This is a genomic window from Martelella sp. FLE1502, from assembly GCF_053484255.1.
Window position 1 is genome coordinate 13,574 of sequence record NZ_JBAKFQ010000001.1, and the last position, 14,997, is coordinate 28,570.

Annotated in this window: 10 protein-coding genes; 5 read left to right on the forward strand and 5 right to left on the reverse strand. The window is 60.9% G+C overall.

The window, feature by feature from the left end; translation table 11 throughout:
* Nucleotides 1–222 precede the first annotated feature (222 nt).
* Nucleotides 223–1,503 carry an ATP-dependent Clp protease ATP-binding subunit ClpX gene (gene clpX / locus V6767_RS00055; RefSeq protein ID WP_448429305.1) on the reverse strand — a complete coding sequence of 427 codons (1,281 nt, stop codon included), beginning with the start codon at nt 1,501–1,503 and terminating at the stop codon, nt 223–225.
* Nucleotides 1,504–1,830: 327 nt separating this feature from the next.
* Entirely contained in the window at nt 1,831–2,457 is a 627-nt protein-coding gene (gene clpP / locus V6767_RS00060) for an ATP-dependent Clp endopeptidase proteolytic subunit ClpP (RefSeq protein ID WP_448429307.1), read from the reverse strand.
* Between the two features lie 381 nt (nt 2,458–2,838).
* Here clpP and V6767_RS00065 point away from each other — a divergent pair, with 381 nt between their 5' ends.
* Nucleotides 2,839–3,933 carry a GGDEF domain-containing protein gene (locus tag V6767_RS00065; RefSeq protein WP_448471555.1) on the forward strand — a complete coding sequence of 365 codons (1,095 nt, stop codon included), beginning with the start codon at nt 2,839–2,841 and terminating at the stop codon, nt 3,931–3,933.
* A 72-nt stretch (nt 3,934–4,005) separates the two neighbouring features.
* Here the strand turns inward: V6767_RS00065 and V6767_RS00070 are convergent, their stop codons facing one another.
* Nucleotides 4,006–5,289, reverse strand: a complete 1,284-nt coding sequence (locus tag V6767_RS00070) for an O-acetylhomoserine aminocarboxypropyltransferase (RefSeq protein ID WP_448471556.1) — start codon at nt 5,287–5,289, stop codon at nt 4,006–4,008.
* Nucleotides 5,290–5,408: 119 nt separating this feature from the next.
* Between V6767_RS00070 and V6767_RS00075 the strand changes: the two genes are divergently transcribed.
* Nucleotides 5,409–5,768: a DUF6455 family protein gene (locus V6767_RS00075; protein WP_448471557.1), complete on the forward strand. Its 360-nt coding sequence runs from the start codon at nt 5,409–5,411 to the stop codon at nt 5,766–5,768.
* Nucleotides 5,769–5,771: 3 nt separating this feature from the next.
* Here V6767_RS00075 and V6767_RS00080 read toward each other — a convergent pair whose 3' ends face one another.
* Entirely contained in the window at nt 5,772–6,203 is a 432-nt protein-coding gene (locus V6767_RS00080) for a CoA-binding protein (protein WP_448471558.1), read from the reverse strand.
* A 67-nt stretch (nt 6,204–6,270) separates the two neighbouring features.
* Between V6767_RS00080 and V6767_RS00085 the strand changes: the two genes are divergently transcribed.
* Entirely contained in the window at nt 6,271–6,630 is a 360-nt protein-coding gene (locus tag V6767_RS00085; RefSeq protein WP_448471559.1) for a hypothetical protein, read from the forward strand.
* Between the two features lie 88 nt (nt 6,631–6,718).
* On the opposite strand, the gene V6767_RS00090 is transcribed toward V6767_RS00085, so the two are convergent.
* Nucleotides 6,719–12,250 (reverse strand): autotransporter outer membrane beta-barrel domain-containing protein, encoded by a 5,532-nt coding sequence (locus V6767_RS00090; RefSeq protein WP_448471560.1) that lies wholly within the window; start codon nt 12,248–12,250, stop codon nt 6,719–6,721.
* Between the two features lie 585 nt (nt 12,251–12,835).
* On the opposite strand from V6767_RS00090, the gene pstS reads away from it, so the two are divergent.
* Both pstS and pstC read left to right on the forward strand, forming a co-directional pair.
* Nucleotides 12,836–13,873 carry a phosphate ABC transporter substrate-binding protein PstS gene (pstS, locus tag V6767_RS00095; RefSeq protein ID WP_448471561.1) on the forward strand — a complete coding sequence of 346 codons (1,038 nt, stop codon included), beginning with the start codon at nt 12,836–12,838 and terminating at the stop codon, nt 13,871–13,873.
* A gap of 140 nt (nt 13,874–14,013) precedes the next feature.
* Complete coding sequence (gene pstC, locus V6767_RS00100) at nt 14,014–14,985, forward strand: phosphate ABC transporter permease subunit PstC (RefSeq protein WP_448471562.1); 972 nt, start codon at nt 14,014–14,016, stop codon at nt 14,983–14,985.
* The last annotated feature ends 12 nt before the right edge of the window (nt 14,986–14,997 follow it).

The following is a 14,997-nucleotide window of genomic DNA, read 5'->3' on the forward strand; positions in this document are numbered from 1 at the left end:
AGACCGGGCAGTATTGACGGGCTGTTGGGAGCAACCCGTTGATTTCTTCTCGATTGTTGCGGAACAAGTGGCGCTTTGAAAGATCGATTTCAAGCTGTACCGCGAATTCGGCGGAACAAACCGGCAATCCGCGCCGTTTCGTGCCGGATGCGCCCCGAAACGACGCGGGCAGGACGATGAAACCGCCCTGCCCGCGACAGATATAGTCAAAAAGCGCCCGCCTCAGGCCGAGGCATTGGCCTTGTCGCCCGAGCGATTCTCGTAGATGTAGAGCGGCTGCGCCGTCCCTTCCACCACCTCGTCCGAGATCACGACTTCGCGAACGCCCTTCATGGCAGGCAGTTCGAACATCGTGTCGAGCAGGATCTTCTCCATGATCGAGCGCAGGCCGCGGGCGCCGGTCTTGCGTTCGATCGCGCGGCGCGCAATGGCGAGCAGCGCATCCTCGTGGAATGTCAGTTCGACATCCTCCATTTCGAACAGCCGCTGATACTGCTTGACCAGAGCATTCTTCGGCTCGGTCAGAATCTGCATCAGCGCCGCCTCATCGAGGTCTTCCAGCGTCGCGATCACCGGCAGACGGCCGATGAATTCGGGTATCAGCCCGAACTTGACCAGGTCTTCCGGCTCCAGCTCGCGCAACACATCGCCAACGCGACGGTCGTCGGCAGCCTTCACCGAGGCGCCGAAGCCGATCGAGGTGCGCTCGCCGCGCGCCGAGATCACCTTGTCGAGGCCAGCGAACGCGCCGCCGCACAGGAACAGGATGTTGGTGGTGTCGACCTGCAGGAATTCCTGCTGCGGATGCTTGCGCCCGCCCTGCGGCGGCACGGAGGCAACCGTGCCCTCCATGATCTTCAATAACGCCTGCTGAACGCCCTCGCCCGACACATCGCGCGTAATCGACGGGTTGTCGGACTTGCGCGAAATCTTGTCGACCTCGTCGATATAGACGATGCCGCGCTGGGCGCGCTCGACATTGTAATCGGCAGACTGCAGCAGTTTCAGGATGATGTTCTCGACATCCTCACCGACATAGCCCGCCTCCGTCAGCGTCGTCGCATCGGCCATGGTGAACGGTACGTCGATGATGCGGGCGAGCGTCTGGGCAAGATAGGTCTTGCCGCAGCCGGTTGGGCCGACCAGCAGGATGTTGGACTTCGAAAGCTCGATCTCGCCGCCGCCCTTGGAGGCGTGCGCGAGCCGCTTGTAGTGGTTGTGAACCGCCACCGACAGAATGCGCTTGGCATGGCCCTGTCCGATGACATACTCGTCCAGAACCTCCATGATCTCCTGCGGCGTGGGCACGCCATCGCTGGACTTCACCATCGAGGTCTTGTTTTCCTCGCGGATGATGTCCATGCAAAGCTCGACGCATTCATCGCAGATGAAAACCGTCGGGCCAGCGATCAGCTTACGGACTTCGTGCTGACTCTTTCCGCAAAAGGAACAATAGAGCGTGTTCTTCGAGTCACCGCCATTGTTACCGCCGACTTTGCTCATTATCACTTCCTTCCAGTAAGCCGCCCGCCTTGAACGGCCACTATCATATTCGCTTTCTGCCGCCCTGAAGAACGCTCGCAAAACAAAAGGGCAACAACACGACGGGTCATGCCCGCTTCCAGGCCATGCCGTCAAGCCCGACCCTGTTACGCACTACGTTGTCGTAACAGCTTCGGTTTGCCATACTATTAACGGCTTCAACGGCGGATAAAACCCCAAAAGCGTCGACCGGCGCGATTTGCATATCGCGATTGCAACTGTGCGACATCGCCCGGCCCGCCAAAGGCGGCCATCCGTCCGAAAATATCGATCGAACGGCGCCGATGCTCAGTTCGCGCCTTCGATTTCGCTGCGCGAGGTCATGACCTTGTCGATCAGACCCCAGTCCTGCGCCTCGCCGGCATCCATGAAATGGTCACGATCGAGCGTGGTTTCAACTTCCTCGTAGGTCTTTCCGCAGTGGCGGACATAAACCTCGTTGAGCTTGCGCTTCATCTTGATGATGTCGCGGGCATGGCGCTCGATGTCGGACGCCTGGCCCTGAAAACCGCCAGAGGGCTGATGAACCATGATGCGCGCATTCGGCGTGGCAAAGCGCATGCCCTTTTCGCCGGCGGCCAGCAGCAGCGAGCCCATGGACGCGGCCTGACCGATGCAAAGCGTCGACACGGCCGGACGGATGAACTGCATGGTGTCGTAGATCGCCATGCCAGCCGTGACCACGCCGCCCGGCGAGTTGATGTAAAGCGCGATTTCCTTCTTCGGGTTCTCTGCTTCGAGGAACAGAAGCTGCGCGCAGATGAGCGACGCCAGATGGTCCTCGACCGGGCCGGTGAGGAAGATGATCCGCTCCTTCAAGAGGCGCGAATAGATGTCATAGGATCGTTCGCCGCGATTGGTCTGCTCCACGACCATGGGTACGAGGGCCATCGCGGTGTCTACGGGATTTGTCATGGCTTTCCTTCGGGCGCTGATCGTCGCCGGTCTCATTCGAATCTTTTCGTCTTCCCCTACATAGAGTGCCACACCTTGTCACTTCAAGAGATGGTTTGCGTCTGGCGCGAGACGATTTCCGGCGAAGAAGGTTCTTTTGTTCCCGTTTCAATTGTGTAAAACTTCACAAACTCACGTATTAAATCGTTTAGCACCAAAAATGGGTCGGGGCGTATCTGGAGGATGGGTTGCACCCTCGTTATGCTCAGGGCCCGCATTGCAGATATTCGGGATTTCGATTTGCCCTATAACCTGACCGCAGTCATAGCCTGGTCAGCGGACAGCTTGCTTCTGGCCGCCTTTCTGCTTCCTCTCTGGCTGCGGAATCGGACTCGCGTATATGTGCTTTACTGGGTATTCGCTCTGCTCGCCCAGGGGATCGGCCTCGCCCTCCTGACGGTGGCCGGCCGCGACGAGTTGCGTCTGATCGGAATGATAGCGTTCACAGGCCTCATCGGCGCCCGCGCGCTTTCGACTGCGGGGCTTCTCAGCCTTTGCGGGGAAGACCGGCCCGCGGCCTTCACCTCGGTGATCGTCGGGCTCTGGTTCGCCGCCGTTGTCGTCAGCAGAATTGCGGGATTTGATAGCGTTGCCAATGTCGCCAGTTTCTACATCGCGGCCTTCGCGGTCGCGATTTACGGCTTCTATTTCATGGCGAGGAACCTGCACGCGCTCAAGGGGCCGTTTCGCCAGTCGCTGATGGCGATCTTCGTCGTCGAGGCCCTCATCTGCCTTGCGCTGCTCAGCGCCTACAACCTGCAGCAGACAGCGCCCTCGCTTGGTAGCGCCACCACGTCGATCGCGCTCATAACCGGATTTGTCCTGTTCTCGCTCAAGGGGTTCCTCGCGGTCTGGCTGACGGTCGAAAAGCTGGAAAGCGACCTGCGCGGCCTCGCCTTCAGCGATCCGCTCACCAGCGTCTTGAACCGGCGCGGCGTCGTCGATGAAATCGAGAAGATGTCCCAGCGCTCCGCCAAGACGGACCAGTTCGCGTTTTTCTCTCTCGATCTCGATGATTTCAAGAGCATCAACGACGTATACGGCCACAATGCGGGCGACAGGGCCCTGGTAAACTTCACGCACGTGGTGCGCCAATGCCTGCGTGAAAGGGACATATTCGGCCGGACGGGTGGGGAGGAGTTCGCGATCTTCACGCGGGTGACCGATCGAAACACCGCCGGCCAGATCGCGGAGCGGATCAGATCGACGCTGGAAGCCACCACGTTTCACGAGGATGGCCAGGAGTTGAAGATGACCGTCAGCATCGGCGTCACGCTGATGCGCGGCCGCATCGGCAATATCGAATCCATGCTGACCGAGGCCGACCGCGCGCTCTACCAGGCCAAGGGCGACGGACGCAATCGGATCGTCTTCTATGACGGCCCCACGCCCCATCCCGCACAATCAACCGATCGTGAGGTCGCTCTCGCCGTTTAGCGGCGGCAGGCCTCTTTCACATTCGGGCCTCGCAACGGGCGGCGGCTCAGCGCCGCCCGTTACGCAATCGACTCAGATCTTGCTCAGAGCCTGCTCAAGATCGGCCATGATATCATTGACGTCCTCGATGCCGATCGACAGGCGCACCACATCCGGACCCGCGCCGGCGGCAACCTGCTGCTCCGGCGTAAGCTGTGCATGGGTTGTGGATGCAGGGTGGATAACCAGTGATTTGGTGTCGCCGATATTGGCCAGATGCGAGAACAGTTCGAGCCCGCCGACGAATGTCTTGCCGGCCTCGTAGCCGCCCTTCAGCCCAAAGGTGAAGACCGCCCCCGCCCCCTTCGGCGCGTAACGCTGCTGAAGTTCGTGATTGGGATCGTCCTCCAGCCCGCAATAGCTGACCCAGGACACCTTGTCCGACTGCTTCAGCCATTTGGCGACGGCGAGCGCATTGTCGCAATGGCGCTGCATGCGCAGCGGCAGGGTCTCGATGCCGGTCGCGATCATGAAGGCGTTGAACGGCGAGATCGCGGGACCGAGGTCGCGCAGGCTCAGCACCCGGGCGCCAAGCGCGAAGGCAAGGTTGCCGAAGGCTTCGTGGATCACCAGCCCGCCATATTCGCTGCGCGGCTCCGACAGCATCGGATACTTGCCGGATTTCGACCAGTCGAACGTGCCGCCATCGACCAGAATGCCGCCCATGGAATTGCCGTGGCCGCCGAGGAACTTGGTCAGCGAGTGCACGACGATATCGGCGCCATGGGCGAGCGGGCGCACGAGATAGGGCGTCGCCATGGTATTGTCGACGATCAGCGGCAGGCCATGGTCGTGCGCAACCTTGGCAATCGCCTCGATATCGACAAAGGTGCCGCCCGGATTGGCGAGGCTTTCGATGAAGATCGCCTTGGTGCGATCGTCGATCTGGGATGCGAAGCTGTCGAGATCGCCGGAATCAGCCCAGCGCACCTGCCAGCCGAAATTCTCGAAGGAATGGCCGAACTGGTTGATCGAGCCGCCATAGAGACGACGCGCCGCGACGAAATTGTCGCCGGGCTGCATCAGCATGTGGAAGGTCAGGAGCTGGGCGGCGTGGCCCGAGGCCACCGCAAGCGCGGCCGAACCGCCTTCAAGCGCTGCCACGCGCTCTTCCAGCACCGCCGTGGTCGGGTTCATGATGCGGGTATAGATATTGCCGAATTCCCGGAGCCCGAAGAGCGCTGCGGCGTGATCGGAATCATTGAAGACGAACGAGGTCGTCTGGTAGATCGGCGTCGCCCGCGCATTCGTTGCGCTGTCGGGCGCCGCGCCCGCATGGATCGAAAGCGTCGAAAATCCCGGTTCGCGGTTTTCCATGATCAGTTCCTTCCCTGTGTTGTGCCCCGGCCGAAAGCACCCCTCCGGCTTTTTGATCGGGATCAATGCTGTCTTTTATACAGGTGTCAGTATCGCTGTCGACAACGCGGAGAACAGCAATGGATTTTTTGATTGAAGGCCTTGCGGGAACCGATCGTGGCGCGCACCGGCGGCATCGCGCAAATCCGATCTTCCCGGCGATCTCCACGGCGCAATTCGCCTTCGCCGAGCCGCGTGACGCTGCGGAAATGACCGAGATGATGAAGGCGCTCAACATAGACCCGGTCGAGGCGGAGTTCCAATATCGCCGCCTCTATTACGGCATGGAAGCCAATTGCGCCGGCTGCCGCGACAAGGAGCGCTGCCGCGCCGATCTCGCCAGCAACATCGCTGCCGAAAACTTCCGCGATTATTGCGAAAACGAAGCCTTGCTGAACGAGATGCGCGCGGAACCGGACATGTTGCGCGCGGAGGGCTGATCCTCAGGCGCCGATCAGGCGCGGATATTCGATCGCCGGGCATCGATCCATGATCACGGTGAGGCCACGGGCGCGCGCCCGCTCGGCAGCGGCATCGTCACGGATATCGAGCTGCATCCAGATCACGCGCGGCAGCGGCGAGAGCGTCAGCGCCTCATCCACAACGCCGCGGACGAAAGCCGAGGCGCGGAAGATATCAACCATGTCGATGGCACCCGGAATATCCGCGAGGCTGCCATAGACGGGCTGGCCATGGATCGTCTTGCCCGCCAGTCCCGGATTGACCGGCACGACCTCATAGCCCTTCGACATCAAAAACCCCATCACCCGATGGCTTGGGCGTTCCGGTTTGGGGGACGCGCCGACGAGGGCGATGCGGCGCACGGATTTCAGGACATCGATAATAATTGAATCGTCCATTTTAAGTTGTACCATGATGAAACAATTCCTCTAGATGCGGGTTATCAAGACAATCAGGGAGGCCCTTGCGGGTTTGGAGAACATGAAAACTTTCATCGCGGCCGGCATGGTTCTGGCCTCAGTCGGGGCGGCGGGCGCGCAGGAGCCGATCAACCGATACGACATTCAGGACATGACCTGCAATCAGGTTCAGTCTATCCTGCGCCAGCAGGGAGCCGCAATCCTGCGCTATCCCTCGCCGAACGGCAATGGCCGTATCCTCTATGACCGCTATGTCGACAGCCCCACCATCTGCTTCGCGGAACAGGGCCATGCGGTCCAGCGCGTTGTCCCGACCAAGGACACCAATGCCTGCCCGACGCTGTCGTGTAAACCCGGCCCGCCCGAGTGCGACGACAGCATTCTCGGCTTCGACATGTTCGGCTGCATGGACGACAACTGAGCCGGCGTGAAAGTTTCTCATCGAGAAAAACGAAAAACCCCCGGAACCGCGCGGTTCCGGGGGTTTTGTTTTGGTAACGGTCGGCTGCTTACCACTGCATCTGGAAGCGGACCTTGCCGGTGAGGCCGTAGCTGTCGCCGAAGTTTTCCAGCCCGGTCGAGGCCGTTACGTCGCCATTGATGCCGAGCTTGCCGTTCAGCCAGGTATAGCTGCCGCCAATGCCGATCTCGCCGGTCCAGTCGCCATCGTCGGTCGACATGTTGACGCCCGAGACCCGGACCTCGCTCGGGTCGTTAGTGAAGTCGTAATACACATTGGCGATGCCGTGGAACGACGCGCTGCGGGCTTCACCCGTAGCGGTGGTCCAGTCGGTGCGGTAATCGGTCTGCAGACCCATGCGCGCGGCAAGGCTGTCGCCGTTCACCAGCGATACGTCTTCATTGTAGACGCCGGTGAAATCATCGAAGTTGACTGAGCCCCAGGTGAGCTGCGCCTGCGGGGTCAGCGCCCAGCCCGGCGCCACATCGAAGCGGTAACCGGTCTCAGCCGACAGCGAATAGCCGTAGGACTGCTGCATGCCGAGCGTCGGCGTGCCGGCGATCGTGATTTCATTGTTGATGACATTGCCGAAGGCCTGACCGTCGACATAGAAGCCGTTATTGCCGTACCAGGTCATCGTGGCGCCCATGCCGAAGAGCTGGCTGACGACATCGCCGCCGCCGACGCGGGAGCTGACATCGGCCGATGCGTTGGCGTACTGGAACACCAGGCCGCCCACTGCGAAGCCGCTTTCCGTCTCGCCGAACTGCGCGTCGACGCCCATGCGAAGCCGGTAGATATCGGCATTGTAGGAGGCGTTCAGCGTGCCTTCGGTGCCGTCGTAATGCTCGCGACCGCCGGTGAAATCGGCCCAGACATAGCCCGGATCGGACACGTCCCCGAGGTTCCAGTAGCGCTCGCCGACGCGATCCTGCAGCGAGTCGGGCCGGTTCAGCGTGAGCATCAGCTCGGGCAGAACCTCGTAGACCGGCGTGGCGTTGGAGAAATCGCCGGTCAGGAAGTACTGATTGCCGACCTCGGACAGCGCGTAGGCATAGGCACCCGAGACATTGTAGCCGGGCAGCACGAAGTTGCCCTGCTCGCCGCCGTCAAGCGTGATGATCTCGATTGCCTTGCCCGAGGCATAGCCCGTCGACAGCTCGTTCAGCGACAGCGTGGTGACGCCGCCGAGATTGGCGCCATTGACCGTGAGCGAATCGCCGACCGCATTGGCAAGATCGACATCGATCGCCAGCGTACCGCCGCCGGTGAGGTTGCCCGTCACCGTCATGGCATCGCCCGTAGCCCCGTTAACCGACGACAGCGTCGAGCCGGGATTCAGGAACATGTTGCCGTTAAAGGCTGTGCTCTCATTGACCTGGAGCGTGGAATTATTGAGGTAGATCCCCTGCGATGCGTCCGCGGTCGAACCGACGGTGATCGCCCCGCCGGTCAGCGTCAGCATGGTGTTGTCGAGGCTGAAGCTCTCCCAGTTGGCGATCAGCGAACCCGCCGTCGTCGCCGAAACGCCGTTAAAGGTCAGCGCATCGACGCCGGCGCCGCCATCAAACACCTCGGTGCCGTCATAGACCGCGCCGCCGCCGAGATAGGCCGTATCGTTGCCGGCGCCACCGTAGAAGCCGCTGTTGAGCGCGCCGCCGGTCCAGTTGAAGGCATCATTGCCGTCTTCGCCCTGGATATCGCCGGTCCAGGAACCGCCGGCAAGGTTGAAGCTGTCATCGCCAGCACCAAGCCAGGCCGTGCCGACAACCGTACCGGTCGTGGTCACGGTGACCTCGCCGTCCAGATCGACAAGCGCCATGCCGTCATGACCGCCGGAAGCCGTGATCGCGGCATCGGAGCCGATCACCACCGTGCCGGTCTGGCCGGCTTCGGACTCGGTCTTGATGCCGATATCGGCCGCCACCGAACCGCCAAGCGCGTTGACGGCGTAGGTTGCGCCCGCCCCGCTGGTGTAGCTTCCGAGGCCGACAGCCGCGCCGGAAGCCGAAGCGGTCGCGGTTATCGAACCGCCGTTCATCGTCAGGTTGGCCTTGCCGCCATTGTTGACCCGAGCGAGAGCTGCGGCCGCGAAGACCTCCCCGGATGCGGTTGCATCGAGCACGATATCGCCCGCGGTCACGAGGGTCGCATTGCCGCCTTGCGAGATCGCGCCGAGGCCGATGGCTGCGGCATCAGTACCGCCTTCTGCGATCGTCTGGATATAGGAGCCGGCTTCGGATGTGGTGTAGGCATTGCCAGTGCCAAGGGCGGTGCTGGCCACCCCGATCGAGCTTGCACGTCCATTGTCTGCCCCCACCGTCGTATTGACCGAAGCCGTTGACCTAAGGTCTGTGACAGCATCGCCAGCACCGTAGGTATCAGTGCTGAGGCCGGTTGCGTCCGCATCGTCGCTGAAGCTGGCTGCCATAGCCGAAGCGAGACCGCCGAGGATGGAGTGGGCACGTCCATCGCCCGTGGCAACGTTTTCCATGCCGCTCGCTGCCGAATAGAAACGCGCAGCGGAGATCGCACTGATCGAAGCGCCCTCCTCCACGAGCAGTTGCGCCCTGCCCTCTTCGGTCATGTTGCGCAGCCCGGTGGCAGAGGCATCGAGAGCTCCGATAATACCGACCTTGACGTCGCCCGTCCCCAACACGATCATGTCGGCGTCGCCGAAGCGGGAACTGTTCCAGACGCCGCCGGCAATAACATCACCGGTGCCGTCGGCGCCGACGGAAATCAGGCCGCCCAGCATGGCGGTTGCCGAGCCGCCGGCGCTGTGGGCGAAGTTGGTCGCAGCCACCGCTCTCGCCTCATCGCTTGCCGTTGCCTTTGCAAGCAGCGTGCTGCCGACACCAAGATCAAGAAAGGCTTCGCCAGCGCCATGCACTTCGTTGGCCACGGTGCGCGCCGTGGCAATTTGGCCCTTGGCCTCGGCCGAAGCGAGGCTGGCATCGAGCAGTTCGACAAAAGCGTCGCCGTCATTGGCAAAGTTGTTGAGTGCCCTTGCCTCGGCAGATGCCGTACCGCTGATCGCGGTTGCACTGACGCTGCCCGCCTCAGCAAGGGCAAGGCCCGCAAAGCCGGAACCCGAGACATTGCTGAACCCGGTCGCATTGGTATCAAGCGAGCCCTCGGCATAAGCGGTGACCCTGCCGGCGCCCGCGACCACGCCCTTGGCCAGGCCGGCGGTGTTGGTGTTTTCTATCGCGACTGCCGTGGCGATGTCATTCTCGCTCGTGCCTTCCGCGGTCACTTCTGCCGATTCCGAAAGTTCGATCACGGCCTCGCCGCCCGCGGCAGCGTTGACGACGCCAAAGACTTCGGAAGCGCCTGAGGCCTCAGCCGTACCCGAAACCAGACCCTTGATCGAAGCGTAAGCCGCGCCAAGCGGGTCCTTGGCAGCGTTGCTGACGCCGGTCACGTAGGCGATCGTTCCCGCCTCATCGACGGTTCCGACATCGACCACGCTGCCCGCATCGATTTCAACACCGGCCGTGCCGGCCCCGCTCAGGGTGTTCATGATGCCATAGGCGTAAACATCGCTGCCGCTGACGTCGACGGAAACCTTGCTTGCACCCAGCAGGCGAACAATGGCGTCGTCGCCGACCGCGACGGCCATGATCCCGGTCGCCGTGGCGCTGCCGGCAACGCTGTCCGCCGTGGCAGTGATCGTGCTGCCATTGTCAAGTTCGACCCGGCCAGCGCCATCGTAGGAAAAGTTGCGAACCGCAAGCGCCGTGGCATCAAGCTCGCTTTCAGCCAGGGCAACCGCAGTCGATCCGTTGTCCAGCGCGGTGCGCGCCTCTCCAAGCGACGTGAAGGTGTTGACCGCAAGAGCGTTGGTGTTCTGCGAGGTGCTGAACGCCCCGGCGGCAACGCTCGACATCTCGTCGATGACGGTGGAGGCATCGCCCGCCGTCGAAGCGTTGAGCACGCCGGTCGAACTGGCCGCAAACCCGCCAAGACCGGCGCTCGCCGCGCCCGTCGCCCTGCTGGTGATGACGCTGCCGCCGCGAATGCGGATCCGCGCTTCGGTTTCGGCCCGGTTTTCGATGGCGGTTGAGACCGCATAGCTGCTGGTGCTGGTGGCGGAGGCCATAATCGTGCCGGCATCAGCACCGACGCCGGCGCGTCCCGTGGTAGCGGTGTTGTCAACCGCTGTGGCTTGCACAACGCCGGTTCCACTTGCCGTCGCGGTAATCCCGCTTTCGTCCAGAACAGTCGTTGCCTCAGGGCCGCCGGTATTGATGACACCGGAGACTGTGGCGGCACCCAGATCGGTCGCGCTTGCCGTCGCGGTAATTGCGCCTTCTTCCAGAACAACAGCCGCATTGAGGCCGGCAGTGTTGAAGACGCCGGTGGCGACCGCGTTGCCAAAGGTAATCGTGGCCTCGGAAGTCACGGTTCCGTCTTCGGCGACAAAGACGGTCGCATTCTGGGTATCGGAAACGTTCCGGATCGCCGTTGCGGAAGCCTGGTCCGTGCCAATCGATACCAAACTGTTGGCCGTCGCGGAAACAGAACCCGCGCCCTTCACGCTGGCTTCAGCCGTTCCGCCAGTGCTCTGGTTGTCAATTCCAAGAGCCGTCGAGGTCAACAGAGATGTCGCGGTAGACGAAAGTGTTGCGTCGTCGACAATGGTATTGACGCCGCCGTCACCGGCCCTATTAAAGACGCCCCTCGACAGCGAACTCAAGCCCGAATTGGTAGCGGATGCGCTGATATCAGAATCGCCGGACAAGGACACATAACCCATGCTCGAAGCGCCGGAAGTTTCGACGCTGATAGCCGTTACCGTGCTGTTAACCGACAAATTGAAATAGGCATCAATGCTGCTGTTCCCGTCCACGAGAACAGTCCCGGTATTTCCGGACCCACTGCCTCTCAACCTCACGCCAAAGGAATTGTTGCTCTGAAGATCAATGCTAGAGCCGCCTGTGATAACGGCCTCCATGGCCGAACCGTCGGCATTGCCATCAATGCCGACAGCAGTGACGCCGGAGGACAGAAAGTTGCCGAGATCGACGGTTGTACCGTCAAGCGTCACCGCGCCACTATAATCAGCAGCACCGCCTGCCGTAAGCGTAACCGCGATCCTGCCCCCTCCGTAGAGTGAGTCGGTTATCTCACCACCACTAAAGTTGGCGGCGACCGTTCCGTCCCCGCTTACTCTCACAGGGCCATATATGGTGTCATAGCTGTTGGCATTCAGGATCAGCGCATTGCCGCCGGTCGAGGCGAGCGTTATCCCTGTACCACCAAAATTGAACGCGCCGCCGCCGATGTTCATACTGGAGGAATTAAGATTAACGGTCGCGCCCTGCAGATTATTGTAGGTGATACCGTTTGGCTTGTTGCCGGTACAATTAATTGTCGCATTAGCACCGCCCGCCGGGCCACACTCATTCGCCGCAAATGCAGTCGAAGCCTCCGTGCCAAAATAAGCTGCGCCTGACGAAAGCGCCAGCATGCTGAGCGCTATCACCGATGCGGTTGCGCGCGGCGCGTAGCTGGCTGCGTTACCCGCGACCTTGGTCATGCGCCCGCCGCGCAGGTTCTTTCTCGACAATGTCATGTAGCCCCCCAATAAAGCTAATAAGCTGATTCCTGATTTAGCGAGATGACATTAAGCGCTCAGAAATACAAGCAGATTCGATAGCATTCGCTAACATTTAAGGACGTGGCGCATCATGCAAACTTGCTTTGAGCACGTACGCATGAGCCACTGCCTTGCAGCGATGGATTTTCCGGAAGCGACACGTTTCGCTAACCCGGACGGATCGATGTTCTGATTAAGGGGAAAAGGAGGCCGTGTATCGCCTGAACGTACCCAATGATGTGCCGAACGTCCCGAAATGGTTTTCGCATCATTGAAGTACGACCGGCACCAAAGGCCGGCGAACCCTACACCCCGGCCTTGCCAGATTTTGCCCAAGCCGGCCATGCCGCCAAGCGTCAAGCACAGTCCAGGTGAGAGGCAAACACAGAATAAATTCGTGCCTCGCCCTTTTATGACAGTTTTATGACAGTTATTTGAATATTAAATAACAGCGCACCGGTAAATTTCGGGAATTATGAAATTTTTACAACAATATATGCTTGCGAGACTTTCATTGTTATAGCACTCCCGTTTTCAACCAAACCTCAAAAGGGCTATCTGATGAAAATCGGAAATTTTTCCAAGGGCGCTAAGGTTGCTGCCGTTGCCGTCGCCATGGCCGTCTCCGGCACTTTCGCTCACGCCGCCGACACGTCGCTGACCGGCTCGGGCGCCTCCTTCCCCTTCCCGCTCTATTCGGCCTGGTTTAAGGATTTTGGCCAGAAGACCGGCATTGAAGTCAACTACCAGGCCAAGGGCTCCGGCGGCGGTATCGAAGACTTCACCAACCGCGTTGTCGACTTCGCAGCCTCCGACGCTGCCATGAATGACGAAGAAATCGCCAAGATCGACGGCGGCGTTGTTCTCCTGCCGATGACGGCCGGTGAAGTTGTTCTCGCCTATAATCTCGAAGGCGTTTCCGAACTGAAGCTGCCGCGCGACGTCTACCCGAAGATCTTCCTCGGCGAGATCACCAAGTGGAACGACGAAGCGATCGTGGCCGCCAATGAAGGCGTCGAGCTTCCCGACGAAGACATCACCGTTGTCGTTCGCTCCGATTCCTCGGGCACCAACTTCAACTTCACCAACCATCTTTCGGCAATCTCTTCTGATTTCGAAAGCACGGTCGGCGGCGGCAAGACCGTTCCGTGGCCGAAGGCTTCGAACTTCGTCGCCGCTCCGGGCAACCAGGGCATCACCGCCACGGTCAAGCAGACCCCCGGCGCCATCGGCTATATCGAGTATGGCTACGCCCAGCAGACCAACACGCCTTATGCCATGCTGGAAAACCAGGCCGGCAACTTCGTGAAGGCTGGTCCGGAAGCCGGTAGCGCCGCGCTCGCTTCGGCCGAACTCGACGAAAACAACGTCGCCTTCATCACCGACCCGAAGGGCGAGCAGGCCTACCCGATCGCCACCTTCACCTGGATGCTGTTCTACAAGGACGGCCAGGACGCCGACACCGTTGCGGCTCTGAAGGAAATGATCAACTACGGCCTGACCACCGGCCAGACCATGGCCGACAAGCTGGGCTACATCCCGCTGCCGGAAAACATCATCGAAATCAACAAGAAGTCGATGGAAGAAATCGGCGGCTGATTTCGGCCTGATCAAGCTTTCGCCGGGGCGTAACGTGTTTGCGCCCCGGCTTTCGTCCGATTGCAGCACCGCGCAAGAATTGTGACGCTCGTTATTTGTCAGATCGCGGCCACCCGATCGCCGCCAGCAGGAGCCCGTTGATGGCCCATACATCGAAATCCGCCCCGCCAAGCGATGGCAGCGTTTCGCGCCCGCCGACCGCTTTCGAGTACGGTTACGACAAATCCTTCCGCTTTTTGACATTCCTGGCAGGCCTGCTGATCGTCGTCCTGCTGGCCTATATTTTCTGGAAGATCGGCGGCCAGGCAGCGCCCGCCATGCGCCAATACGGGTTGAGCTTCCTGACCACCGTCGAGTGGAACCCCAATACCAATGAATACGGCATTCTCGCGGAAATCTGGGGCACGCTCTACTCGTCGCTGCTCGCGCTGATCTTCGGCGGCGGCCTTGGCATCGCGGTCGCGATCTTTCTGACCCAGGGCTTTCTCAATGCCCGCCTGGCCTGGGTCTTCCGCCTGATCGTTGAAATGCTGGCCGCCATCCCCTCGGTCGTCTTCGGCCTCTGGGGCATTTATGTGCTGATCCCGGCAATCCGGCCGATCGCCAACTGGCTGCATGATACGGTGCCTTTCATTCCGTTCTTTTCCACCAAGCTTGCCGGCCCCGGCATGTTCCCGGCCATGATCGTGCTGTCAATCATGATCCTGCCGACCGTCGCGGCGATCTCACAGGACGCCTTCAAGGCGATCCCGATGAAGATCCAGGAAGCGGCCTACGGCATGGGCACCACCAAGTGGGAAGCGATCCGCAAGGTCATCATCCCGACCGCCTCCGGCGGCATTTTCGCCTCGCTCGTTCTCGGTTTCGGCCGCGCGCTCGGCGAGACCATGGCGCTCGCCATGCTGATCGGCAACTCGCAGCAGGTTTCGCTGTCGCTGTTTTCGCCGGCAACGACGCTGGCCTCGCTTCTGGCCTCCACCTTCCCGGAAGCCGGCGCGAACCAGATCGGCCCGCTGATGTATGCCGCCGTCGCCCTGCTGGTGATCACCATGGCCGTCAACATCATCGGCACGATCATCATGAGCTACACCTCGCGCCAGACCGTAACGTAAGGCCACAGGGAA

Excerpts from the sequence above, each read along its gene's own strand:
- V6767_RS00075 (WP_448471557.1), top strand. The coding sequence starts at position 5,409 with ATGGATTTTTTGATTGAAGGCCTTGCGGGAACCGATCGTGGCGCGCAC.
- V6767_RS00070 (WP_448471556.1), bottom strand. The coding sequence starts at position 5,289 with ATGGAAAACCGCGAACCGGGATTTTCGACGCTTTCGATCCATGCGGGC.
- clpP (WP_448429307.1), bottom strand. The coding sequence starts at position 2,457 with ATGACAAATCCCGTAGACACCGCGATGGCCCTCGTACCCATGGTCGTG.
- pstC (WP_448471562.1), top strand. The coding sequence starts at position 14,014 with ATGGCCCATACATCGAAATCCGCCCCGCCAAGCGATGGCAGCGTTTCG.
- V6767_RS00085 (WP_448471559.1), top strand. The coding sequence starts at position 6,271 with ATGAAAACTTTCATCGCGGCCGGCATGGTTCTGGCCTCAGTCGGGGCG.
- clpX (WP_448429305.1), bottom strand. The coding sequence starts at position 1,503 with ATGAGCAAAGTCGGCGGTAACAATGGCGGTGACTCGAAGAACACGCTC.
- pstS (WP_448471561.1), top strand. The coding sequence starts at position 12,836 with ATGAAAATCGGAAATTTTTCCAAGGGCGCTAAGGTTGCTGCCGTTGCC.
- V6767_RS00080 (WP_448471558.1), bottom strand. The coding sequence starts at position 6,203 with ATGGTACAACTTAAAATGGACGATTCAATTATTATCGATGTCCTGAAA.
- V6767_RS00090 (WP_448471560.1), bottom strand. The coding sequence starts at position 12,250 with ATGACATTGTCGAGAAAGAACCTGCGCGGCGGGCGCATGACCAAGGTC.